Annotated in this window: 20 protein-coding genes; 9 read left to right on the top strand and 11 right to left on the bottom strand. The window is 63.1% G+C overall.

Going from position 1 to position 24,842, the window contains the following annotated elements; translation table 11 throughout:
- Window positions 1–54: 54 nt before the first annotated feature.
- The 5 genes from AC1DX3_RS06130 to AC1DX3_RS06110 all read right to left on the bottom strand — a co-directional run bounded on the left by AC1DX3_RS06130 (window position 55) and on the right by AC1DX3_RS06110 (window position 9,330).
- On the bottom strand, window positions 55–3,393 hold the full coding sequence (locus AC1DX3_RS06130) for a glycosyl hydrolase (protein ID WP_476988363.1): 3,339 nt from the start codon (window positions 3,391–3,393) through the stop codon (window positions 55–57).
- A 138-nt stretch (window positions 3,394–3,531) separates the two neighbouring features.
- The gene (locus tag AC1DX3_RS06125) at window positions 3,532–4,710 is read right to left on the bottom strand and encodes an MFS transporter (protein WP_476988362.1); all 1,179 of its coding nucleotides are present in this window, start codon (window positions 4,708–4,710) and stop codon (window positions 3,532–3,534) included.
- 14 nt (window positions 4,711–4,724) lie between these two features.
- Window positions 4,725–5,663, bottom strand: a complete 939-nt coding sequence (locus AC1DX3_RS06120) for an alpha/beta hydrolase (RefSeq protein WP_476988361.1) — start codon at window positions 5,661–5,663, stop codon at window positions 4,725–4,727.
- A 13-nt stretch (window positions 5,664–5,676) separates the two neighbouring features.
- Window positions 5,677–6,987 carry a glycoside hydrolase family 1 protein gene (locus AC1DX3_RS06115; RefSeq protein ID WP_476988360.1) on the bottom strand — a complete coding sequence of 437 codons (1,311 nt, stop codon included), beginning with the start codon at window positions 6,985–6,987 and terminating at the stop codon, window positions 5,677–5,679.
- 69 nt (window positions 6,988–7,056) lie between these two features.
- A complete protein-coding gene (locus tag AC1DX3_RS06110) occupies window positions 7,057–9,330 on the bottom strand; it encodes a TonB-dependent receptor (RefSeq protein WP_476988359.1) in 2,274 nt (757 codons plus the stop codon).
- A gap of 234 nt (window positions 9,331–9,564) precedes the next feature.
- Here AC1DX3_RS06110 and AC1DX3_RS06105 point away from each other — a divergent pair, with 234 nt between their 5' ends.
- From AC1DX3_RS06105 to AC1DX3_RS06065, 9 genes are all read left to right on the top strand, one after another.
- Window positions 9,565–10,470, top strand: a complete 906-nt coding sequence (locus AC1DX3_RS06105) for a LysR family transcriptional regulator (protein WP_476988358.1) — start codon at window positions 9,565–9,567, stop codon at window positions 10,468–10,470.
- Between the two features lie 167 nt (window positions 10,471–10,637).
- Window positions 10,638–11,924 carry an amidohydrolase family protein gene (locus AC1DX3_RS06100; RefSeq protein ID WP_476988357.1) on the top strand — a complete coding sequence of 429 codons (1,287 nt, stop codon included), beginning with the start codon at window positions 10,638–10,640 and terminating at the stop codon, window positions 11,922–11,924.
- On the top strand, window positions 11,917–12,696 hold the full coding sequence (locus AC1DX3_RS06095) for an alpha/beta hydrolase fold domain-containing protein (RefSeq protein WP_476988356.1): 780 nt from the start codon (window positions 11,917–11,919) through the stop codon (window positions 12,694–12,696). The genes AC1DX3_RS06100 and AC1DX3_RS06095 overlap by 8 nt, the downstream gene beginning before the upstream one ends.
- Window positions 12,693–14,207, top strand: a complete 1,515-nt coding sequence (locus tag AC1DX3_RS06090; protein WP_476988355.1) for a bifunctional 3-(3-hydroxy-phenyl)propionate/3-hydroxycinnamic acid hydroxylase — start codon at window positions 12,693–12,695, stop codon at window positions 14,205–14,207. Before AC1DX3_RS06095 ends, AC1DX3_RS06090 begins: the two co-directional genes overlap by 4 nt.
- Window positions 14,200–14,640, top strand: a complete 441-nt coding sequence (locus AC1DX3_RS06085) for a GlcG/HbpS family heme-binding protein (protein WP_476988354.1) — start codon at window positions 14,200–14,202, stop codon at window positions 14,638–14,640. Before AC1DX3_RS06090 ends, AC1DX3_RS06085 begins: the two co-directional genes overlap by 8 nt.
- Window positions 14,637–15,515, top strand: a complete 879-nt coding sequence (locus AC1DX3_RS06080) for a VOC family protein (protein WP_476988353.1) — start codon at window positions 14,637–14,639, stop codon at window positions 15,513–15,515. The genes AC1DX3_RS06085 and AC1DX3_RS06080 overlap by 4 nt, the downstream gene beginning before the upstream one ends.
- 85 nt (window positions 15,516–15,600) lie before the next feature.
- Window positions 15,601–16,434 (top strand): fumarylacetoacetate hydrolase family protein, encoded by an 834-nt coding sequence (locus tag AC1DX3_RS06075; protein WP_476988352.1) that lies wholly within the window; start codon window positions 15,601–15,603, stop codon window positions 16,432–16,434.
- Between the two features lie 278 nt (window positions 16,435–16,712).
- On the top strand, window positions 16,713–18,332 hold the full coding sequence (locus tag AC1DX3_RS06070) for an inorganic phosphate transporter (RefSeq protein WP_476988351.1): 1,620 nt from the start codon (window positions 16,713–16,715) through the stop codon (window positions 18,330–18,332).
- 47 nt (window positions 18,333–18,379) lie between these two features.
- Complete coding sequence (locus tag AC1DX3_RS06065; RefSeq protein WP_476988350.1) at window positions 18,380–18,781, top strand: NUDIX hydrolase; 402 nt, start codon at window positions 18,380–18,382, stop codon at window positions 18,779–18,781.
- 23 nt (window positions 18,782–18,804) lie between these two features.
- Here the strand turns inward: AC1DX3_RS06065 and AC1DX3_RS06060 are convergent, their stop codons facing one another.
- From AC1DX3_RS06060 to AC1DX3_RS06035, 6 genes are read right to left on the bottom strand one after another with little or no spacing between them, the layout of a single operon-like run.
- A complete protein-coding gene (locus AC1DX3_RS06060; RefSeq protein ID WP_476988349.1) occupies window positions 18,805–20,382 on the bottom strand; it encodes a response regulator in 1,578 nt (525 codons plus the stop codon).
- Complete coding sequence (locus tag AC1DX3_RS06055) at window positions 20,375–22,162, bottom strand: ATP-binding protein (protein ID WP_476988348.1); 1,788 nt, start codon at window positions 22,160–22,162, stop codon at window positions 20,375–20,377. The genes AC1DX3_RS06060 and AC1DX3_RS06055 overlap by 8 nt, the downstream gene beginning before the upstream one ends.
- Window positions 22,163–22,165: 3 nt before the next feature.
- Window positions 22,166–23,161 carry a SpoIIE family protein phosphatase gene (locus AC1DX3_RS06050; protein ID WP_476988347.1) on the bottom strand — a complete coding sequence of 332 codons (996 nt, stop codon included), beginning with the start codon at window positions 23,159–23,161 and terminating at the stop codon, window positions 22,166–22,168.
- A complete protein-coding gene (locus AC1DX3_RS06045; RefSeq protein WP_476988346.1) occupies window positions 23,152–23,556 on the bottom strand; it encodes an anti-sigma regulatory factor in 405 nt (134 codons plus the stop codon). Before AC1DX3_RS06045 ends, AC1DX3_RS06050 begins: the two co-directional genes overlap by 10 nt.
- The gene (locus tag AC1DX3_RS06040; RefSeq protein WP_476988345.1) at window positions 23,537–23,929 is read right to left on the bottom strand and encodes an STAS domain-containing protein; all 393 of its coding nucleotides are present in this window, start codon (window positions 23,927–23,929) and stop codon (window positions 23,537–23,539) included. Before AC1DX3_RS06040 ends, AC1DX3_RS06045 begins: the two co-directional genes overlap by 20 nt.
- 10 nt (window positions 23,930–23,939) lie before the next feature.
- Window positions 23,940–24,788 (bottom strand): STAS domain-containing protein, encoded by an 849-nt coding sequence (locus AC1DX3_RS06035; protein WP_476988344.1) that lies wholly within the window; start codon window positions 24,786–24,788, stop codon window positions 23,940–23,942.
- Between the last annotated feature and the right edge of the window lie 54 nt (window positions 24,789–24,842).

The raw sequence follows: 24,842 nt of genomic DNA, 5'->3' as shown, positions 1-24,842 counted from the left end.
CTGCCGTTGAGGCCGGCCAGGACGCCGACCAAGACGGCGATCACGGCGGGTCCTTTACGGTTGGCCCAGGAGGATGACCGGACCGATGAGGCCCGACGGCCGCAGCGGCGCGTCGGCCTTATAGGTCGGGGCAGCGGTGAAGGTGACCTTTTGCGCGCCGGGCTGGGCGTCGCCGATCAAGCGGTTGACCCATAGATCGGCGACGCGGATCTCGATGTCGTTCTCGCCTTTGGTGGTGAGCCCGCCGATATCGACCGCGTAGGGCGCCTTCCAGGCGATACCGGCGGATTTCCCGTTGACGAAGACTTCGGCGACATCGCCGACCTGGCCGAGGTCGAGGCGCAGCGGCGTGCCGGGCTTGACGCCCTTCGGCAAGATCAGGGTGGTGTGATAGGCGGTCGTGCCGGAGAAATATTTGACGGCCGGATCAGCGCTGTCGGTCAGGGAACCGAGATGGCCTGAGGCGACTGGCGCCGGCGCGGCCAGGCCGTCGAAACTCAGATCCCAGGCGCCGTCGACATCGGCGATCTTCGACAAGGTCGCGGGTGTGACGGTTGCCGAGGTGGCTGTCGCCGGTTGGCGGAAGACGACGAAGACCGATTCCTGTGGTGCCAGGTTCAGCGGCACGACCGTCGCGCCGCCGTCGGTGAGGAAGCTGACGGGCTCGCTCTTGCCGGTGTCGGCATGCCATAGCTCCGGCGCCTTGCCGGTAACGTTGAAACGGGCCTCGGTGGTGACCGGCGTCTTGGTGCGGTTATCGACATAGTAGAGATCGCCGTCGGCCAGGCGTCTGTGGACGAACAGGATCGGCGCGTCGCCGGAATAGCTGAAGTCGGGCTGTTGGCCGACCGAGGCCAGGGCGGCTTCGACATCATGGCCGGCGATGACCCGGCCCCTGCCGACCTGGGTGACGGCTTCGCCGCTCCATAGCTTTTTGACCAGGGCGGAAAACGTCACCGGATCGTCGTTCAAGCCGGGCGAGGTGATCGGCGCATTACCCACGATCGTTGCGCCGGCTTCGGCCAGGGCATCGATACGCTGCAGGGTAGCCAGGGTCATACGGTCGCTGCTGCCGCCGAGATAGAGCACGCGATAGCGCGCGCCGCTGTCGGCCACGACGTCGCCGTCCTGGACGGAAAGCTTTTGCATCAGGGCGTCAGCATTGACGAAATCGTAGGCGTAACGGACCGGTGCGTCGGCCGGCGGTTTGTCGTGGTAGAGCGTGACGAGCGGGGCTTCCTCGCCGTAAAAATAGCCGACATCGGCGTAAAAACGGCCCTGTTGCAGCATGTAGGCATTGCGCGATATATAGTCGACCCACGGCCGCGCCATGCCGGCCCAGGTTTCATTGCGGTTGAAATACTGGCCAAAGATCATCAGCGACAGGCCGGGTTTCTTGTCGTCGCCCAGAGGTTGATGCACCGAGGTATGGATGACCGGCCGGTTGACGCCGCTGGCGAACTCCATGTCGATCATGGGCTGCAGGTCCGCCGGCGCGAAGGCCCAGGGGGAGAGGGCGCTGGTCAGGGATTCGGCGGCGACCAGGTTCTGGCCGTAGATGTGGGATACCGAAGCGGCGCCACGCATGTCGGCCAGGGCGGTCGCGCTGGGGCCGAATTCAGGGTGATAGGTCCACATGGCCGACATCGGTACGTCGGCGTGGCTGCGCATCGCCATGTCGTCGCCGAGCGTGACGCGCGTGCTTTCCAGCGCTTCGCCGTAGAGGGTCAGGCCGTGTTCGTGGGCGACCGTCGCCACCGTGCCGTAATGCTCGGAAGCGACCAGGTCGGCCAGGGTGCGGCGATAGTCGTAAAGGAAGGCGTCGGTCTGGGCGCGCGTGCCGATGATGATACCGGTCAGGGCCGGCAGCCATGGCCGGGCATCGTAACCGCGCAAGCGCTGGAATTGATCCAGCATGGCCGGCGTCCAGTTGGACGAGCCGATCTCGGTCGAGTCGGTGACCATGGCGCGAACGCCGTGGGCCCCGATCAGGTCCTTGCCGGCGGCGGTTTCATACTTGCCGAGATAGGTTTCCATATAGGCGCGTACCGCCGGGCCGTCATATTTGTCGACTTCCAAACCGGTGGCTTCGGGCGTGGCCGGATGGTTTTCGGTACCGGTCAGCGACCAGCCGATGCGGACGATTTTCCATGGCTGACCCTTGGGTGGAGTCCAGTTGAGCGTGCCGTCGGCGGCGACCTTGTTGCTCAGGTCGATAATCGCACTGGCAGGCACCCCGGCCTCGCTGGAGTCGACCCCGGCATCGAGGGTGTAATAGTCGTTGGCCGTGGCAAAGCCGGCCTTGGCCTGGGCCTGGTTGACGGCGGCCTCGGCCGACAGGGCCAGTTGGCCGAGATGCAAGGCCGCCGGCTGGCCGAAAGAGGCGAACGGCCCCAGGTCGGCGCCGGGCACCGGCATGAAGGCCGGATTGAGGGCGGGCGCCTTACCGGTCAGCACGACGCGGAAATGCGCCGCGGTCACCGGCGCGAAGCCGGCGGTGCTCGGGACCTGGGTCAGCGGCACGTCGGCGACCTTTTGCCAGGTTTGGCCGTCGTGGCTGGCTTCCAGCACCGGCGTGAAGCTGGCGGCGTCAAAGGTGGTCGCGGCGCCGGGGAAGTAGAGGGTGGCGGAACGGACGGTCTGCGGCGCGGCGTAATCGATGGTGACCACGACCGGCTTGTCGGGGGACAGGGGCGGCAGGTCGGCGCCGGCCCCGACGCTTGCCAGGGCGGCGGCGTCCAACATGGTATCGCCGGAACGGATCACCGGGGCCGGCAAGGCCCTGGCCGTGACCGGAACGGCATAGACGGCGATATCGGCACCATATTGCGGCGCCTTGTTGGGATCGGGCGCCGGGCCCATGATGTCGGGCAACATCGGCATGGCCTGATAGGGCCCGGTCATGCGCGGTTCGGCCGGTAATTTGACGGACACGGCCTTGCCGCCGGCAACGATGGTCTCGCTCCACACCACCTTTTTCATGCCGTCCTTCGGCTGCACCCACGGCCCGCCGGTTTCGCTCCAGCCCGGCGAGGCGGCGATGCCGAATTCAAGCCCCTTCTGATCGGCCAATTGCGCGGCGAAACGGAAGGCGTCGTCCCATTCCGGCGTCATATAGACCAGGCGCTTGTCGACCAGTTGCGGCGTCATCAGCGAGGCGTCGAAGTTCTGCAGTCCGCCGATACCGACCTGCGACATCCAGTCGATATCCTTCTGGATGCCCGCCTTGGTGATATTGCCGTTCATCCAATGCCACCACACGCGCGGCCGGGCGCTTTGCGGCGGATTGGCGAAGGCGGCGGCCACGGGATCCGTCGCTGCCGGGGTTTGCGCCGCCACCGGCAAGGGCAGGAGAAATACGGAGGCGAGCAGGGCGGCTTTCAGGCTTTTCATCGTGTTTCCTCGGGCTGTTCGGCCATTATTTGATATTGCAAACTACATAATGGGACTTATGGTCGCAAATCACAAAGAATGATGGCTGCTATTTTCCGCCCCCAACCCGGTGCATGGTGAAGAAGGCCGTGGCGCGCGTCAGGCGGCGGATTGCGAGGGTCGGAGCGGGATCAAGGCGGCGACCAGGCTGAGCACGGCGGCGCCCGCCGCCGCGCCGGCCAGGGCTAACAGGGCCGTGGCCAGGCCGTGCATCTGGGCCGTGAGACCCAGAACCAGAACCGGGCTTACGAAGTTGCCGAGGAAGAAGGCGGTCTGCCAGCCACCGGTGCCGGCGCCGCGCTGTTCGAAATTGAGGCGGGCCATGATGGCGGTCAGTATGGCGGGCAGGGTGATACCGCAGCCCAGGCCGGTTATGACGATGCCGGCGCAGGTGACAAAATAGCGGCCGTCGCCGACGAACAGCATCAGGCCGCCGGCAATCAGGGYGAAGGCCAGCAGCAGGTGCTGCGACAGCTTCCATTTTGACAGGATCTTGAAGATCAGGCCGCCGAGGGGCACGGCAATGCCGCCGGCGGCACTGGTCAGTCCGATGATTTGCGGGGCGCCCATGCCGCGTTCGGTGAGCAGGAAGGGCGTCTGAATGGGGACGATAAAGAACAGGATGGCGACGAACAGGCCGATGACGTAGAGCGGCAGGACGCGACCGAGCGGAAACTTTTGAACCTGTTGAGCTTTTTCATGTTTCGGTTCGCGGATCAGCAGCATGACCAGCGGGATAAACAGAAGGGCCAGGCCGTAGACGGCGAACGGGGCGCGCCAGCCATATTGGCCCAGCATGCCGCCAACGGCCGTCAAGACCACGGCGGCGACCGAGGCGGTGCCGGTTTGAACGACCAGCCAGTTTTCACGGCGCGGGCCTTTGAAATAGTCGCCGATCAGGGTGGTCGAAGCGGTCATGAAGCCGGACTCGGCCAGGCCGACGCCAATGCGCGAGATCAGGATATGGTCGAGGCTGGTCAGGAGAAATGGCGCCAGACCGCAGACGAGATACAGGGCCAGCGAGACGAGCAGCACGCCCTTGCGGCCAACCCTGTCGACCAGCCGGCCGGCAAAGGGCGCCGTGATGGCGACGACCAGGGCGGGCACGGCGAGGGCCAGTATGGTCTTGGTCTGGGCCTGCGGGTCGCCGGCAAAGGCCGTGGCAATGGCCGGCAGGACCGGGGCGATCAGCAGCGCCGCCGCGACGGAAAGGGTGGACAGGAAGCACAGCAGGATACCTTGCGCTGCAGTGCCTTCGCCGCGTTCATGTTCGGCCATGGGCGTGTCTCCCTCTATTGTGCGTTTGCCAGGTGTTCAGCCACCAGCCAGTTGTAATAGTCTTCAATCCAGTGGTCTGAGCTGGTGCCCACATGGCGCATGCCGAAGCCGTGGCTGCCGTGGGCATAGATGTGCAGTTCGGCGTCCTTGCCGGCTTCGCGCCAGGCGTCGAAGATCGGAATGCTGGCATAGCCGAGCAAAGGGTCGTCGGCGGCCAGGGCGATAAAGGCGGGCGGTGCGTCGGCCGGGACGGGGCGCTCAGGTCCGCCGCCATAGATGACGCCGATGAAGTCCGGCCGGGTCGCGGCGTCATAGGCTGTGGCGACATTCATCGTCGTCATGCCGCCGGCGGAAAAACCCATGAAGCCGATCTTGTGGGCATCGATGCCGAAGTCGCCGGCGTGGCCGCGAACATAGGCCATGGCGGCCAGGCCGTCGGCCTGGGCCAGCGGGACTGAGGCAAAGCTGCTGTCGGCGTGGGTCATGCGCGGCTTGGGCGCGGCAAAGCGTGAGAAGATGGTCTTGCCCAGGCCCTCGACGTCGGGCGGGGTCGGGTCGATGCGATAGGTCAGGATGAAGCAGGTTATGCCGCGGGCGCTGAGATATTTGGCGACCTCGTAGCCTTCGGTATCGAAGGCCAGGGTCAGGAACCCGCCGCCCGGCGCGATGATGACGGCCGAGCCATTGGCTGTTCCGGGCGCGGGCAGGACCGGGTAGATGGCCGGCTGGGTGACATTGCGCAGGGTGCGCCAACCTTCCATGGTCTCCCAGATATTGCTGTCGGGTGAGCCGGAGTCGGAAAGGGGAATGGCTTTCAGGTCCGGCGTCGCGATCTTTTGCGGCGGATGGGCCTGGAACATGGCGGCGAATTCGCCGAAGCCGGGCTTGTCTTGGGCATGGACAGGCGAAGCCAGCAGGCAGGCGGCGGCGAGCAGAAGAACTTTCAGTTTCATGATGGCCTCGGGGCTAGATGCGGTTGGCTTTGGCGATGCGCCCGAGCACGACGGCGCTGGGCTTGATGGTGCGTTTTTGCGTCGTGCGGTCGACGGCAACGATGCCGAGCTTCGGGCCGTAGCCGGACACCCATTCGAAATTGTCCATCAACGACCAGTGGATATAGGATTTGACCGGCAGGCCGTCCTTCAGGCAATTGGCGACGCCCTGGACGACACGCGGAATATAGTCGCAGCGCCGGGTGTCGTCCTCGGTCGCCAGGCCGTTTTCGGTGACATAGATCGGCTTCTGCGTTTCGCCGTAGACATAGCGGATGGCGTGTTCCAGCGAGTCCGGCCAGAATTCCTCGCCCTGCTGGTTGAGTTCGACCCCGGCCTCGGGCTTCATCGGGCCATTGGCGTCGATGCGGATGCGGCTATAGTTCTGCACGCCGACAAAGTCGCTGTGGGTTTTGGCCATATCGAGCCACGGTCCGTAACAGCTTTTACGCATGTCGTCGGCGCGGCTGTCGGGGCCGACGGCCTGGACGTCGTGGACGGCCAGGGTGACGCCGACCGGGAAGTCGCCGGGACCGGCCTTGATGACCTCATAGGCCCGGGCATGGGCGGCCAGCAGGTTCGGCAGCATCTTGTCCTGATCGCCAAACTGGATGCTGGCGAAGCGGTCGCTGGCGGCGGCTTTGGCGGCGTCGGCCATGGCCTGTTTCATGCCGGCCACGATAAAGTCCGGCAACATCCAGTGCAGGACGATGCCCAGTTGCGGTTCGTTGAAGGTGGCGGCCAGCGCGATATAGGGACCGATAGCCTTGGTGGCATAATCGCAGAAGCGGGCGAACAGCTCGACCGATTCCGGGTTCTCGAAACCGCCCTGGGCAGCGAACCAGACCGGCACGGAATAGTGATTATAGGTCAGGACCGGCTTGACGCCGTGGCGGATACAGGCCTGGGCGACGCGGACATAGTGGTGCATTTCGGCGGCGGAAAACTCGCCCTTGGCCGGCTCGATGCGCGCCCACTCCAGCGAAAAACGATAGGTGTTGAGCCCGAGCTTCGCCAGCATGGCGATGTCCTGGTCATAGAGATGATAGTGGTCGCAGGCATCGCCGGACGGCTCCCTGAACGGCCCGCCCTTCAGGTGTTCGAGAAACCACATATCGGAATTGACATTATTGCCCTCGACCTGGTGGCCGGCGGTGGCGGCGCCCCAAAGGAAGTCCTTGGGGAAGGTAAAGCCCGGTGTTTTGGCCAGAGTCTTGGCCAACGTCTGAGACGCCAGCAGGCTGAGCGGGGCGGCGGCCATCACGGAGCGGCGGGACAGGGTCATGGAGATAGTCCTTGAAGTAAAAAAGGCCCGCCCCGGGGGAGGGACGGGCCAGGGCAGGGCCGAGCTGGCTTAGAAACTTTTGTCGAATGAAATGCCGACGACGCGCAGACCTTGCTTGCCGATGATCTGCTGGGTGTCGCCACCCTGCGGGCCGGGGTAGATATTGATCGGGTCCGGCGTATTGCCGATGTTGCGGACATAGAGGGAGAGGGTCGTCTTGCGATCCGGGAAGCGGACGCCGACCTTGCCGCCGCTGATCCAATGGGCCGCGACATCGTAAAGGGTGCTGGTCGACGGATAGATGTGGATCAGGCTCTTGTAGGTCGTGTCGAAATTGACGAAGCCTTGGTAATCCCCGGTCAGGTCGAAGACATATTCGCCCGACAGGTTGAACTTGTACTTCGGTGCGCCGGTCATCTGGGTGCCGCCGAGATTGGAACCGTCCGAGCCGACATAGGCGTCGGGATAGGTGACCGGATTATAGATGAAACCGCCATTGAGCGTCAGGTTGGGCATGGGCTTGCCGAACAGGTCGATTTCGAGACCCTTGGAAATGACTTCCGACACGTTCTTCGGGCCGCAGGTCAGGGCCGGCGTGAAGACGCAGCTTTGTCCCTGATAATCCTTGACCTTGGTGTAGAAGAGATTGACGTCGATCCCGACCTTGCCGACCATACCCTTCATGCCGAGTTCTGCGGAGGTCGGGATTTCGGGACGCACGACGACGGGCGCCAGGATATTGCCGGCATCGTCCTGGAAGACCGTGTCGTTGATCTGCGGCGCCTTGAAACCGCGGCTCAGCGTGCCATAGGCCATCAGGTTGGCGTTGAACTCATATTGCAGGCCGATACGGCCGGAGACATTGCTGACACTGGTGTCGAGCTGGGCGGTATGCGGAGCGGCCCCGGACAACAGGTCGGCTTCGAACGGTACCGGCGTGAACGGCGGGAAGGGCAGGAAAGGCAGGTGGATGGTCTTGGTGAAGACTTCGCGGTCGGCGACATCCACCTGACTGACACGGGCGCCGATCAGGCCGCTGAGCTTGTCGGTGAAATGCCAGTTCAATTGTCCGAACACGGCCGCCGTATCGGTGCTGGTGGCATAGTCGCCCAATTGCTGGATCTTGGCCACCGGATCGGGGATGATGGTCAGACCGCGCGAACCGTGGTTATTGTAGGTCGAACGCGACAGATAGGCGCCGGCGACCCAGTCGAAAGCTCCGCCCGCCGGTGAGGTGATGCGCAATTCCTGCGATGTCTGGCGCAACTTGCCGGTCTGATCCTGATAGAGTTGCGGATAGATGCCCGCGCCTTGCAGGGCGACGATGTCGAGCGTGTTGTGACCGAGGTCGCGCAGGCGGAACGACGTCACCGAAGTCAGGGTATAGTCGCCCATCGTGTAATCGAACTGCGCCGACACACCGGCATTGTCGTAGGATTCGTTGGATGGGAACAGCGAGCAGCCGACATTGTTGTCTTCAGATGCGGTAATGCCGCATGCCGCCAGTGCCGCCACAACGGCGGGAGTCGCTGCCGAACGGAAGACGAAGGTATGATTGCCTTCGTATTTTTGATGGTCGTAATCGGCGATGATGTTGAGCTTCAGATTGTCCGTCAGGTTGTTAAGGTAGCGGACGCGGAAGCCGAAATCGGTATTCTGGTTGTCGCCGTTTTGGGCGTTGTCGTGCTCGACGCCGTTGACATTGTTGTAGAAACCCGAAAAGCGCACGGCTGAATGATCGTCGATCGGCAGGTTCATCACGCCCTGGACGACGGCTTCGCCATATTCGCTGCCGGCCGTGCCGTTGTCGGCGAAGTCCATATGCAGACGGCCGGAAACGTCGCCGATCTTCGGCGCCTTGGTCACCATATTGATGACGCCGGCCGAGGCGCTTTGGCCGAACAACATGCCCTGCGGGCCGCGCAGGACCTCGACGCGCTCCATGTCGAACAGGTTCGAGACGTTGACATTGCCTTGCGGGACATTGTCGACGACGATGCCGACCGAGGCTTCGGCCGAGGGGGTGAAAGATTGTGTGGCGATGCCGCGGATGCCGGCGCCGCCGCCGGGTGCGCCGTCGACGAAGGTGACGGCCGGCGAGACGCGATCGAGGTCGCGGACGGTGGTGATCTGCTGGCGTTCCAGCTGGGCGGCGCCGGCGACCGTAATGGCCATGGGCACGTCCTGCAGCTTCTGTTCACGCTTTTGCGCCGTAACGACGACGACCGTGGTGTCTTCGGTGGTCGCGGTTGCCTGCGCGCTGGCGCCGGCGGCAAAGCCGAGCGAGATGAGGCTGGTGGTAGCCATCAAGGCCAGAATATTCGTTTTTGTGGGGCGAGTCATGTGGTCGCCTTTCCTTCCCTGTGTGTGCGTCCTGACGGCCTTGTACGCGCCGCCTTATTTTCGACCTCTTCAGGCTAGGGGAGGCGACATCATGCCGCAAATTCAATCGTTCAATGCAATCCATCACTCAGGCTTATGGCTTGCGAACGGTGGACGGGCGTGTATTTTAAGCGCGACGCCAAGCGACCAGCCCCTCAAAAAAATAAATCAAATCAATAGAGATTTAGGGACATCATGCGATTTCATCGGCTCGATCTCAATCTTCTCGTGATCCTCGACCACCTTCTGCAAGGGCGCAGCGTCAGCGAGACCGCCAAGCTGCTGAGCCTGACCCAGCCGGCGATCAGCAACTCCCTGGCACGGCTGCGCATCCATTTCGAAGACGAGCTGTTCGTCCAGGTCGGCCGCCGGCTCGAACCGACGCCGTTCGCCAAGACCCTGGGCCAGCCGGTTCAGGCGGCGCTCGAGGAGATCGAACGCATCATCATGACGCGTTCGGATTTCGATCCGCTGACGGCGGAGCGTGATTTTACGCTGATCTGTTCCGACTATGTCTATAGCGCCTTCCTCACCCTGGCGATCCGGCGGATGGCCGAGGTGGCGCCCAATATCAATATCCTGGTCATGCTCAATTCGGAGATGACGTCCCCGTTGCTGGCTGAGGGTAAGGTCGATTTTCTGATTACGCCGCAAGGGCTTACCTTTCCCCAGCACCCGTGCGTGCCTTTGTTCAGCGATGACTTTTCGTGTATCGTGTGGAGCGGCAATACGGATGTCGGCAAGACGCTGACAACCGAGGAATATCTCGCCATGCGCCATGTCAGCGTGACCCTGGGGCCAAAAAATCCCAAACATATCGAGCAGAAATCGCTCGACATGCTGGGCATCGAACGCCGCATCGTTGTCTATGCCCCGACCTTCGCCGCTGTCGCCGACACCATTGTCGGCACACCCTATATCGCCACCGTCCATACGCGTACGGCGAAACTGCTGGCCGAGCGTTTGCCGTTGCGCGTGCTGAAGGCGCCGGTGCCAATCGCCACCTTTACCGAATGCGTGCAATGGCACCGCAGCAAGGACAATGATGCCGGTACCCTGTGGTTGAAGGAGTTCCTTGTCGCCTGCGCCAAGGACTTCTAGGTCCCACGGCCACTCAGCTGTATGAGTGATAAAGCCGCTGATCCATAAACCGCGCTGATAGGACCTATGGGTCGATTGAATTATCGCCCGTTCATGAGTTCCGCCATAACGATCTCACATAATGAGACGAGCCCTCGCCAGCGTGGGCCTAACAGTGGATGAATCTCGTGAAGCGTATTTTATTCAAGAATGTCCGTATCTTCGATGGCTCGGGCTCCGATCTTTTTCCGGGTGAAGTCCTGGTCGAGGGCGAGCGCATCACGCGCGTCAGCCGCCGCCCGGACGGCCTGTTCGCCAAGAAAGATCCGAAGATTCCCGAGGACGGCGCCGAGGTCATCGACGGCAATGGCTCCGTCCTCATGCCCGGCATGGTCGAGGCCCACGCTCACCTGACCTGGCCATCGTCGATCGAGCGCTTTGTACCGGAATTCGTTCTGCCGCTCGAGGAAATGATGCTGGTGACGGCGCAAAACGCCCGTATCCTGCTCGAAGGCGGCTTTACCAGCGCCTACAGCGCCGGCGCCTTGTCGGAGCGTATCGAAGTCGTCATCCGTGACGATATCAACAAGGGTTATCTGCCCGGGCCGCGCCTGCGCGCCTGCACCCTGGAACGCAGCCCGGAAGAAGACGAAAGCAAGCCGGGTTCGGTCAATCACGGCCGGGGCCCCGATGCCATGCGCGCCTTTGTCAGGAAGTGCAAAACGCTCGGCATGGATCAGGTCAAGCTGGCCCTGTCCGGCGAAGACGCCCTCAATCCCGGTTCGTCGCACCACCTCGTGTGCACCGAGGAGGAGGCCCAGGCCGCCGGCGAAACGGCGCGTGAGGTCGGCCTGCCTTTGTCGGCCCACACTCAGGGCAATGAGGCGGTCAAGATGGGCCTGCGCGCCGGCGTGCGCGTCATGTACCACTGCACCTATGCCGACGAGGAGGCGATCGACATGCTGGTCGCCGCCAAGGATCGCATTTTCATGGCGCCGGCTATCGGTGTCATCGTCGCCACGCTGGAAGCCAATCCGCCACCCCATATCGACATGTCGTCAATGAAGGAAATGGCCAAGCCGGTCATCGAGCGCGCCAAAAAGTTGATTCCGGAACTCAAGAAGCGCGGTGTTCGCGTGCTGATCGGCGGCGATTACGGCTTCCCGTTCAATCCCAACGGCGCCAATGCCCGCGACCTGCAACACTTCGTCGAACTGTTCGGCTATAGCCAGAAAGAGGTCCTTGTCGCGGCGACGAAACTGGGCGGCGAGCTGATGGAGCTCGATATCGGCGAGATCAAGCCTGGGTACCTTGCCGACATCCTGCTGGTCGACGGCGATGTGACCAAGGACGTGCGCATTCTGCAAAACCGCGACAACCTGCTGGCCATCATGAAGGGCGGCAAGTTCCACAAATGCAAGCTGCCGACCCGCACCCCCATTGCCCCGGTGCCCAGCCGGGAAGAACATGCTTAAGCCCGATATCACTATCGATGCCGCCCGCGAGGTGACGGGCGATCTCTACCTGCCCGACACCGCCGGATCGCACCCGATCGTCGTCGCTGTCCATGGCGGCGGGTGGCGGCGCGGATCGCGTAAAGCGCTGTCCCAATGGGGGCATTTCCTCGCCGCCAACGGCATCGCCATGCTGGCGACCAGCTATCGATTGACGACCGGGGGCGCGGTCTGGCCGCACAATGTCGGCGACGTCGCTGCCGCGCTCGACTATGTCCGCGCTCACGGCGCACAACACGGTCTTGATACCCGTCGCATCGCCCTGCTCGGCGCCTCGGCCGGCGCGCATCTCGCGGCCCTTGTCGCCCTGCAAACGCCCGGCGTCCGCGCCCTGGTCGGCGTTTACGGCGTCTATGACCTGACCACCCACTGGCAAAGCGACCTGGTCAAGAATCCGGCGCCCGGCGAAGAGCCAACTGTGCGCATGCTTGGCGCCACGCCGATCGACAATCCGCGCCTCTATTTCGATGCCTCGCCGATGAGCCACGTCACCCGCGCCGCCGCACAGCTGAAGGTGCAGCTGATCTATGGCGACCACGACCACGATATCGACTGTGCCCAGTCGCTCGCCTTTGCGCAACGCCTGCGCCAGGCCGGCGCGCAAGTGGCCTGCATCCCGGTTTTGGGCGCCGGCCATATGTGGTTCTCGGCCGAGGATATGACCGAGCCCTCCAGCCACTGCGCCTTTGCCGCGCCGCGTCTGCTGGCCTTTCTGAAACAGGCCTTGTCATGAGTTACGACGTCATCATCATCGGCTGCGGCCCGGTCGGCGCCGTCGCCGCCAACCTCCTGGGCCAGGCCGGACACAAGGTCCTGGTGCTGGAACAATTCGCCGGCGCCTTTCCGCTGCCGCGCGCCGTCCATCTCGACCACGAAATGATGCGCCTGTTCCAACAGATGGGGCTGGTCGACGCCATCCTGCCGCTGACGCGCGAAACCCAGGGCCATATGCATCTCGGCGCCGATGGCGATGTCATCCGCTATATGGGCAGTGTCGGCATGCCGAAGCGTTTCGGCTGGGCCAACGACTATTTCTTCTATCAGCCGGAACTGGAAGCCTGTTTGCGTGCCGGTTTCCAAAGATTTCCGAATATCGAGTTCCGCGAAGGCGTCACGGTCACCGCCGTGCGTAACCTTTCCCAAGGTTGTGAAGTGACGGCCGGCGACGACACCTTCCTCTCCCGTTTCGTCATCGCTTGCGACGGTGCCCGCAGCCCCGTGCGCACCGGCCTCGGCATTGCGTTGGACGACCTCGATTTCGAGGAAGCCTGGCTGGTTGTCGATGCCGATGTCGACGGCCCGATCAGCTTCCCGCCCATCCCCGGCCTGCCCGCCGGCGCCGACGTCCAGCAATTGTCGGTCATGACCTGCGACCCCCGCCGCCCGGCGACCATCGTCCCCGGCCGCGCCAAGCACCGACGTTGGGAATTCATGCTGCTGCCTGGCGAAGATGAGGCTGTCATCGTCGAACCGGCCTCGATCCATGCCCTGGTCGACCCGTGGCTGCAGGGCTGCGATTACACCATTGTGCGCACGGCGACCTACAAATTCAATGCGCGCGTCGCTACCGCCTGGCGCCAGGCGAATGTCTTTTTGGCGGGGGACGCCGCCCACCAGACACCGCCCTTTTTCGGCCAGGGCATGTGTCACGGCCTGCGCGACGCCTCCAACCTGGCCTTCAAGCTCGACCTGGTTCTGCGCGGGCTGGCCGGCGATGGTGTTCTCAATACCTATCAGCAGGAGCGCGAGCCCCAGGTGCGTCACGTCATCGCCACCGCCGTCGCCGCCGGCCGCTATATCTGCGAACTGGATCCGTTGAAGGCGGCAGAACGCGATGATAATCTGCGCCGCAAGCAGCGCGAGGGCGGCGATATCGCCACGGCGGCCGATTTGATCGCACCCTATGGCGCGGGCCTGGTCGCCGATGGGGCAGGGGAGCGCTTCGTCCAGCCCCGCCTGGGTGATACCTTGCTCGACGATGCCACCGGCCAGGGCTTCGTCCTGCTGACGCGCTCAGGCGTCGACCATCCGCTGATCGCGCAACTCGGCATCCGCGTGTTCGACGTTACCGGCCAGGGCGCGCTCGAAGCCCTGCTCGACGCCCGCGCGGCCTCAGCCGTCCTGCTGCGGCCCGACCACTATGTCTATGGCTGGGCCACGGACGGACAGCCGGCCACCGCGCTCCTAGACCAGTTAACCGCCCAGCTTGCCATCGCTCCCACCAGAATGACCCATCATGCCTGAACTCACCCTCGCTCACGCCCGCACGATCATCGCCACGGCACTCAAGACCGCGCGCGACAAGGCCCTGTCGCCGCTCGCCATCGTCGTCTTGGACGGTGGCGCAAGACCGGTCGCCTTCGAACGCGAAGATGGCGCCGGTTTCCTCCGTCTCGATATCGCCACGGCCAAGGCGGCGGGCGCCATCGGCATGGGCTACGGCACGCGCGACCTGGCCAAACGCGCCGCGGCCAATCCCGGTTTCTACACCGCCCTCTATGCCGTCAGCCACGGCCAGATGGCGCCGTCGCCGGGTGGTGTCCTGATCCGCAATGGGGCGGGCGAGATCATCGGCGCCGTCGGGGTCAGCGGCGACACTGGCGACAATGACGAACTGTGCGCCATAGCCGGCCTCGAAGCCGCCGGCCTGGCCTATGATACCGGAGCCGGCCAATGATCCGTCTACGGAGTATCGAGCTCAACCTGCCCAATGCCGCCGCGGCGCGCGACTTTTTACTGAATATCTGGGGCCTCGCCGATGCCGGTATCGTCGGCGTCACCAGCTATCTGCGCGGTTCGGGGAACTTTCCCTATCTCGTTTCCCTGAGCGAAAGCGAAGGGCCGGGCGTCTGTTCGACGACCTTTGCGGTCGAGGCGGAGGAATTGGCGCGCATCCGTGCCGGCGCCACCGAATACGGCCTGCCTGTCGAGGATACTGTCTCGCGCGATCCCGGCGGCGGCGAGGGGCTCTATGTGCAGCTGCCCGAAGGCGAGGTCTTCCGCTTCCTCACCGGCGCCACCGAGGTCGCGCCGATCGAGGGCCGCGACCTGCCGGTCAAACTGACCCACGTGGTGATGAACTCGGCCGACGCCGAAGCCACGGCCACGGTCACCGAAAAGGCGCTCGGCTTCACGGTCTCCGACCGCACCAAGGGCATGGTCTTCGTCCGCTGCTCGCCGTCGCATCACAGTGTTGCCTTCGCGCGTCAAGGCTTTCCCTCGCTCAACCATATCGCTTTCGAGATGCAGGATATCGACGCCGTCATGCGCGGTATCGGCCGCATGCGCGACCACGGCGCCACACCCGCCTGGGGCCCCGGCCGCCACGGTCCGGGCGACAATGTCTATGCCTATTACATCTCGCCGTTCGGCGCGGTTATCGAATATTCGACCGCCGTCGAGATCGTCGCCGACGACTACAAGGCCGGCGCCCCGGAAGACTGGACCTGGCCGCCCAACCGCATCGATCAGTGGGGCATATCCGACAAGGATTTCGAAGGCCTCGGCAAGGCCGAACGTGTGTTCCGCTATATTCCATTAATGCGCTCATAGGCCGCGCGGGCTCGCCATCGCGGCGGCGTGCAGTCGCACTTGCCAAATCTCGGTGAGATTTGGAGACAGAAGAGAAAGTCCTGTAATGAAGTACGTATCCTACCTCCATGACGGCCGCGCCACCTACGGCCATGTAGACGCCGACAAGGTCTCCGATCTTGGCGCTGTCCCCGGCGCGCCGCACGATCTGGTCGCGGCCCTGAAGGCGCACGCGTTGGCGGGTCTCACAGCCGAAGCGACCATTCCCTTCAAGGATATCGCCCTGCTGCCGGTCGTCACCAATCCGGCCAAGATTTTCTGCGTCGGTCACAATTACGAAAGCCATCGCGTCGAAACCGGCCGCGCCAAGGTCGGCCACCCGTCCATCTTCCTGCGCTTTGCCGATACGCTCAACGCCCATGGCGGCGATATCGTCCGCCCGAAGGTCTCGACCTCGCTCGACTATGAAGGCGAACTGGCCGTCATTATCGGAAAGGGCGGGCGCTATATCGCTGAGGCCGACGCCATGAGCCACGTTGCCGGCCTGGCCTGCGCCAACGACGCCTCGGTACGCGACTGGCAATGGCACACGACGCAGTTCGCGCCGGGCAAGAACTTCCCGACGACCTGTCCCCTGGGGCCGTGGATGGTGACTCCGGATGAAATCGACGATCTCAACGCCGTCAGTGTCACCACCCGCCTCAACGGCCAAGTCATGCAAAGCGCGACGCTCGACCATATGCTGTTTCCGCTGCCGGTGATCATCGCCTATCTGTCGGGCTTCACCACGCTCAATCCCGGCGATGTCATTTTGACGGGCACGCCCGGCGGCGTCGGCGCCAAGCGCGAACCGCCGGTGTGGATGAAGCCCGGCGACGTCATCGAAGTGGATATATCCGGGGTCGGCCTGCTGCGGAACTCGATTGTCGACGAGGCTTAGCCGCCTCACGCGCCCACCGGTGAAATTTGTCCGGCCGTGGGTGCGGTGCGCAATTGTCTGTGTGCGTCCTATTTCGCTATGAAAACACCAGACTATTGCGCGGCATAGCTTTTGCGGCCGTACAAAACCGCGCCCACGGTGTTCGCAATTCGAACTCGTGCCGTCCGAACTGTCATCAAACTGTCACAAAAACAGATCGACTCTTGCTCTCCGGCCTGCCAAAGAGGCGCGAATTCTGCCTTCCGGCGGTTCCAGGGTGCCATTTTCAAGAGCCGATCATGTTTGACGCTTCCGCTGAAATTAAAACGCCCGGCCCGGTGGCGACGCCGCCCAGGCCGCGCAAATCCGGACTGTCGCTGTCCCTGTTGTTCATAATACCGATCCTGCTTGGGCTGGCCTATGTCGGGTACAGCGTGCACCAGGACGCGGTCCTTATCGGCCGGCCGATCGCCATCGACGCTTTTCTGTTTCTCGGCCTGGCGCTGGTGATCGCTTTCGGCTTCGAATTCGTCAACGGCTTCCACGATACGGCCAATGCGGTCGCGACCGTCATCTACACCCATTCGATGCGACCCTTGACGGCGGTCATCTGGTCCGGCGCCTTCAATTTCCTGGGCGTCATGGCGTCGACCGGCGCGGTCGCCTATGGCATCGTCATGCTGCTGCCCGTCGAACTGATCCTGCAGGTCGGCACCGGCGCCGGCTATGCCATGATTTTCGCCCTGCTGATTTCCGCCATCATCTGGAACCTCGGCACCTGGGCGCTCGGCATTCCCAATTCCTCGTCGCATGCCCTGATCGGCTCGATCATGGGGGTCGGCATCGCCAATCAGCTGATGACCTCCGCCGCCAATGCTACGTCCGGAATCGATTGGACGCAGGCCGCCAAGGTCGGCAAGGCGTTGATCTTCTCGCCCCTGATCGGTTTTGTCGCTGCCGGCCTGCTGCTCTTCGCCATGAAGCTGCTGATCCGCAATCCGAAACTTTACGAAGCCCCGCAAGGCGAGGCGCCGCCGCCGCTGTGGATCCGCGCCACCCTGATCGCCGCCTGTACCGGCGTGTCCTTCGCGCACGGCGGCAATGACGGCCAGAAGGGCATGGGCCTGATCATGATCATCCTGATCGGCGTGGCCCCGGCGACCTACGCGCTGAATCGCAACCTGCCGGACGCCCATCAGCCGGCCTATATCGCCACGCTGCAGGCCGGCGAGGCCGCCTTCGCCGCCCGTGCCCAGGGAGCAAGCGTGCCGACGCTCGCCATCGCCCGCAATGCCGTCAATGCCGCTGTCCGCTCACGCCGGATCGACACGCGCGACCTGTTCGGCGCCCTGGCCATGATGACCGATCGTATCGAAACCCAGGTCCGGGATCATGGTGGTTTGCGCAACGTTCCGGCCGCCGACATGTCGCAGTTGCGCAATGATATGTACCTGGTCAATGGCGCGCTCAGCATCCTCAAATCCGCCAAGCCGGCGCCAGCCGAAGCCGATACCAAGGCGCTGGATGGCCTGCAAAAGACCCTCAACGACATGACCCGCTATATTCCCGATTGGGTGAAGGTCGCCACGGCCCTGGCGCTCGGCCTCGGCACCATGGTTGGCTGGCGCCGTATCGTCGTCACGGTCGGCGAAAAAATCGGCAATTCCAAAATGACCTATGGCCAGGGCGCCGCCGCCGGCATCGTCGCCGCCATTACCATTTTCGCGGCGGAACGCCTGGGGCTGCCGGTGTCGACCACGCACATCCTGTCGGGTGGCATAGCCGGCACCATGACCGCCAACCGCTCGGGCCTTCAGTGGGGCACGATCCGCGGCATCGCCCTGGCCTGGGTCCTGACCTTGCCGGCGACGATCATTCTGGCGGGCGTACTGTATTTCGGCCTGCGGCGCGTGCTTTGACAGATATCGGTACCCGAGTGGCACTACCTTTTCGACAAGTCGGCGCCTTGCCTTATCGCCTGTCTCCCGCGGGAGACATCGAGGTCCTGATTGTCACGTCCCGCGGCACGGCCCAATGGATCATTCCGAAAGGTTGGCCGATGGAGGGTCTGAGCGATCCCGACGCAGCCGCGCGCGAAGCCTACGAAGAGGCCGGGCTGATGGGTGAGATCGACCGCGAGATCTTCGGTACCTTTACCTACGAAAAGCAGGCAAAAGGCATGGATAGTTTGTCGACCTTTGTCGTCGACGTCTACCCGATGCGCGTCGAGCGTCAGCTGGCTTTCTGGCCGGAAGCGACACAACGCACCCTGGTCTGGGTGTCCGGCGATCACGGCAAGAGCATGATCCGGAATGAGAGTTTGGTGCGCCTGATCGAGGCCTTTGTCGGTCAGTATAGGTTCAGCTGATACCAAGCCTGCCGTTGGGCGATTTAGACGCCAGGTTGCGGAATATAGGTGCCCAGCATATCTTCGAAGAGCGCGATATCAATGGGTTTTGACAAATAGTCATCCATGCCGGCCGCCAGACATTTTTCCCGGTCGCCGGCCATGCTGAAGGCCGTCATGGCAATGACCGGCAAGCGCACGGCACCTGTTTCTCGTTCACGGTCCCGCATTCGGCGCGTCGTTTCATATCCGTCCATGTCGTTCATCTGGACGTCCATCAAGACCAGATCGAAAGGGTATTGCGTCAGCAAGGCCAGGGCGTCGGCGCCATTTGCGGCAATGATCGCCTCGTAGCCGATATTTTCGAGCACCGCCGCAGCGACGACGATGTTGGCGGCGTTGTCCTCGACAACCAGTACGCGGCCGCTGCGCGGACGCTCAGGCACGCGCCGCGTCAAAGGTGCGACGGCGACTTCGGGTTCAGCGCGCAGCAGAGGCAGGGTGACCGTAAACGTCGATCCCTCGCCGGGCGTACTCGCCACGGTGAGCGTTCCGTTCATACGTTCGGCCAGGCTACGGGCAATAGGAAGACCGAGCCCGGTGCCACCGTACCGGCGAGTCGTGGAGCTGTCGGCCTGGACAAACTTGTCAAAAATTCTTTCGATGGAGTCGGGTGCGATGCCGATGCCGCTGTCGCGCACCGCGATGATCAGCCGGGTCTCGCCACCGTCGTTCATGCTTTCGCTTGTCGTTATCGTCACGGTGCCGTGGTCGGTAAATTTGACGGCATTACTGACCAGGTTCAAAAGCACCTGATGGAGCTTGTGCTGGTCGCCAATAAAGGTGTCATGCGTTCCGGGCGCGACCTGCGCCGTCAGAGCGACCTGTTTTTCCACCGCCTGTGGCGACAACATTTTGACGACATTGGCGACAACGGCGCTGGGGTGGAAGACGGTCTCTTCCAGTTCTATCTTGTTGTCCTCGATCTTCGAAATATCGAGCAGGTCGTTGACCAGGGCGAGCAGGCTGTCGGCGCTTTGCTTCAGCGTGGTGACGAATTTGGTCTGCTGGGCATTGAGCGGCGATCTGGCCAGCAGATTGGACAGGCCGATAATGGCATTCATCGGCGTGCGGATTTCGTGGCTCATATTGGCGAGGAATTCGCTCTTGGCGTTGTTCGCGCGTTCGGCCTTGTCAAGCGCCTCCTTGAGCTGGTGCTCGGCGTCGCGTACGCGTAGCAGTGACTTGACGGTGGCCGTCAGTTCCAGCGCGTCGATCGGCGTGGTCAGGTAACCGTCGGCGCCGCAGTCCAAACCCTGGGCACGGTCTCGGCCTTCGATGAACAGGGCCGAGGTCATAAGGACCGGAGTCGACGCATAATCCGGCTGCGCCTTGATTTTTACGCACATGTCGAAGCCAGTGCCGTCCGGCAGGTTGACGTCGAGCATGACCAGGTCGACAGCATTGCTTTCCAGCAGCGCCATGCCCTGGCGCAGGGTTCCGGCCTGCAGCGTCTTGTAGCCCGCCTTGGCCAACAGGCGCGAAAAGGCATAACGATTGGTCTCGGTATCGTCGATGATCAGGACGGTCTCGGATTTGCCGGTGCGAGGCGTATTAGGCATGGGACCTGACCTTCGGGCGCATATCGATGTCGTTGAAGATGGCGGCAATCTTTTGCGAACGTTCGCTATGCGGTAATGACTTGGACAATACCGCGACGGCGCCTTCCAACAGGCCCTCGATCTCCGCCGCGGTCAAGGCCTTGCTGCTGTTGATGACGACCGGAATATCGCGCGTCTCCGGCAGGCGTTTCAGTTCGGCCAGGACATCTTCGCCCGACATGTCCGGCAGGTTGAGATCGAGAAAGATGACGAACGGCCGCGACGCCTTGGCCGAACTGAGACCTTCCAGTCCGCTCACAGCTTCGATGATCGTGTCGGCGTAACGCTCGATGGACTTGCGCAGGATGTAGCGATCGGGGGTGTGATCGTCGATCAGCAGGACGCGATCGTGGCGTATGCCGCTAACTTCAGCGTGGGAGGTGGTGTAGTCGACTTCGTCGAGCCCGCCATAATGACGCGGCAGAACCAGCGCAAATGTCGAACCCTTGCCGAGTTCGCTGTTGACGACGACGTGGCCGCCCAACATGTCGGCCAGCTTGCGCGACAGCGGCAGGCCCAGACCCGTGCCCTGGATGCGCATCTGGTGATCGCCCTCGATCTGAGTGAAATCGTCGAAGATGCGATCCTGGTCGTCCAGGGCGATACCGATGCCCGTGTCGGCGACAGCGAATTCGAACCAATCGCCGTCAATGGCCCGGGCAGAGACGCGGATCTCGCCCGATTTGGTGTATTTCAGGCTGTTGGAGATAAAGTTGCGCAGGATTTGCGACACCTTGCCTTCGTCGCTGACAACCGGCGGATGGTCCGACGCGTCATCGAAGATGAGTTCGACCGGGTGGCCGGGCTGAACAAGCGGCTTCAACATGCCGCGCAGGACACGGAACATTTCGGCGATCTCAAAACGGCGCGGCCGGATGATGACCTTGCCGGCCTCGACCTTGGCGAGATCCAGCACGTCGTTGACCATGGCCGAGAGTTCGCGCGCGCTGCCCTGGATAAAGGCGATCTGCTTTTCCTGTTCGTCGGTCAGCTCGCCGTCCATGCGGTCCAGCAGGATCGAGGCTATGCTGATAATCGAGTTTAAAGGCGTACGCAGTTCGTGGGTAATGGTCGACAGGAATTCGGTCTTCAGGTCCGACGTGCGCTTCTGGTAGTCGGCACGCTGTTCCAATTCGCTCGACAGGGCGACGACGCCGCGATTGGTTTCCTCCAGTTCGAGATTGAGCTGGGTCAGGCGAACCTGCTGGCGCTGCACCTCGTCGAGGGCCGCCAGCAGTTCCTGGTTCTGCCGCTGCATCTCCTCGAACGGGTTTTGCGGTTCCTCGGTGGCGAGCGCCGCGGCAATCGTTGCCGCCGTCTGCGGGGTGATAGCCGGCGCTCGCCTGGGCAGAGTACAGGCCATTTCGATATCGGTGCCGCCGGGTCCTGAGTCGATCGTAAAGCCATCGACCAGGCGACGGGCGCCGGCCAGGCCGACCCCCATGCCGGTTTTCGACACATAGCGGCCGCTCATAATGTCATCGAGATTTTTGATGCCCTTGCCGCGGTCGATGACCCGGATCAGGAACTTGCCGGGCGTGCCCGCTTCGGCCGCGAATTCGACCCGGCCGCCGGGCGTATATTGAAAGACGTTGCGTACCAGTTCCGACATGGCCGTGGCGATACGCACCTGATCCTGGGCTGCGAAGCCAAGCCCCTGGGCGATCTGGCGGGCGCGCCGCCGCGCCAGGACAACATCCTGTTCGTAGCGGATCTCGACCTTGAGCAGGGCGATGCGCATGGCCTAATGCCTCCGCACGACGAGAACAGTGGCGTCGTCCTTGCCACGTTTGAAATGCTTGTACATCATGCCGGCGATGACGCTGACCGGTCGCGTGGCGAGGCCGGGGAAGTCTTCCAGCTTCCAGTGGGTGGTCAATCCGTCGGAATGCAGGATAACCATGTCGGTGGCGGCGCAGTCATAACTGAACTCCTTCACCTTGTGGACCTGATGGCCGACAATGCCGTTCATCGAGACGATGCCCTTGGCCTTGGGCGAACTCATGACATAGCCGCTGATATTGCCGGCGCCGGCGCACGTCAGGGTTTGACGGACGGCATCGAGGCGGGCCGTCAGCACCGCTGCCCCGCGCGTCGCACGCATGGCGGCGTGCATGGCTTCCAATACCGGGCCTGGGCCGGTCTCCGCCCGCTGCGCGAAGACGCCAAGGGCGACATCGCTGGCCTGCGCCGCGATCGGGCCGTGGCCCAGTCCGTCGGACATGACGATATTCAATCCGTCGCGGAAGGGCTGCACCATCCAGGCGTCGCCGCACAAACGCTCGCCCGCGACCGGCAGGCAGATGGCGCCGATATCGTACGTGGCCTCAGGCGCGTTGGCCGGCCAGACCCGGGCCACCAGGACGCAGCCCTTGCCGGCCAGAGAGTAGGTGTCCAAGGTGGTGGCGAGGCGTTTTACAGCGCCGAGACCGGTGCCCGGACTGCCCGCGGTCGAATAGCCGTCCTCCATGCAGCGCTGCACGTCCATGCCCGGGCCGTCGTCGAGCGACATGATTTCCAGGCCCGTGCCGTCGACAGCCCGCAAGACGACGGTGCCCCCGCCCGCATGCTTAACCAGGTTGCCGGCCAGTTCGGTGGCGATAATACCGACGCGGCCATTGACCACTTCGTTGAAACCCATGCGGAGGCCGGCGTGCAAGGTCTGGCGCCGGGCGTCGCCGACATCATGGTGTTCACGCACGGCAATGGCCAGGGACTGGCGGTTCAGGTCTATTTCCATCGCGCGATCATGACGCGCGTGCCCTGCCCCGGTACCGAATGCAATTCGAACTCATTACTCAAACGCTTGGCTCCACTTAGTCCCAGGCCCATGCCGTTGCCGGACGTCCAGCCGTCGGTCATGGCCTTTTCGAGATCTTCTATCCCCGGCCCCTGGTCTTCGAAGGTCAGGCGCACGCCCTTGCGGTAGCCGTCCTGCAGGGTCTCGATCACCGCCGTGCCGCCGCCGCCATAGATCAGGGCATTGCGCGCCAGCTCGCTGGTCGCCGTCACCAACTTGGTGACGTCGACAAGGCCTAGCCCGGCGGCACTGGCGACGGCCCGAGCTCTTTGCCGCACCATCACGACGTCGCTTTCGACCCGGATGGGCATGGTCTCAGTAGTCAGGGTGGTCATCGTCATCGCTTTCCGGAGCCGCTGTCACCCCGCGAAGCAGATGCATACCCTTCTCGACATCCAGCGCCGTCTTGACGCCAGGCAGGGTCAGGCCCAGTTCGACCAGGGTGATCGCCACGGCGGGCTGCATGCCGACGATGACGGTCTGGGCGTCGAGAACACGCGACATGGCCGAGATATTGGCGATCATGCGGCCGATAAAGGAATCGACGATTTCCAGCGCCGAGATGTCGATCAGCACGCCGATGGCGCCCGTTTGGGCGATGCGGTTGGTCAGGTCGTCCTGCAAGGTCATGGCCAGCCGGTCGTGCATGTCGACCTGGATGGTGACGAGCAGAAAATCGCCCATGCGCAGAATAGGGATGCGGTCCATGGACTGACTCTTAGGCTGGGGTCTTGATGCGGGTAATCATCATGCCCTTGCGTTCCAGCGCCACGGCAAAGGCCGCCGCAAGGGTCGCCTTGGTCGTGACATTGCCGAGCTCGACGCCGAGGTGGACGATGGTCTGGGCGATCTGCGGGCGGATGCCGCTGATCAGGCAGTCGGCGCCCATCAAACGGGCAGCCGTGATGGTTTTCAGCAAATGCTGGGCGACCAGGGTATCGACCATCGGCACGCCGGTGATGTCGATAATGGCGACGGTCGAGCCGGTATCGACGATGCGTTGCAGCAGCGATTCCATCACCACCTGGGTACGGGCGCTGTCCAAAGTGCCGATCAGCGGCAGGGCGAGAATACCCTGGGCCAGGCTGACGACGGGTGTCGACAGTTCCAGCATGTCTTCCTGCTGGCGGGCGATAATGCCTTCGCGCGTCTTGAGATAGGCGTCCATGGTGTAGAGGCCGAGCTTGTCGAGGATGGCCGTCGCTTCCCAGACAGCGTCAGCCAGGCCTTTGGCGTTGCCGTCATTGGCCCTGCCGAGCGCTGTAAACAGGGGCTTCTTGAAAGAGAAGATGAAGGTCGCAGTTTCCGAAGGTGAAAAACCCTGGTCACCGCGGCTGGCCGACACCTCCGACAAGAAGCGCATGACGGCCTCCCATTCGTTGGTGCGCAAATCGGTGGTGTTGCCGTCGCGGATCGCGGCGGAAAACAGGCGCAGGAAGGTTTCACACTGCTGGCGAAGGTCCCCGTCCTTGATGGCGCCCTGGCGGCTGAAGGCAGCGGTTTGCTCCTTCATCCATTCATCGAGCAGATCTTTGGTGTTGTCGAGTGTTGCTTGGTAAAGAGCCATTTTCCCCGCGGCGCCGCCTATCATAGATGTTCCTAATGCGGGTCCATGCTTTCC

It is taken from the genome of Asticcacaulis sp. P2_B1, from assembly GCF_056404915.1.
The sequence above is the reverse complement of the archived record's forward strand: the minus strand, read 5'-3'. Positions and strand labels throughout refer to the sequence as shown.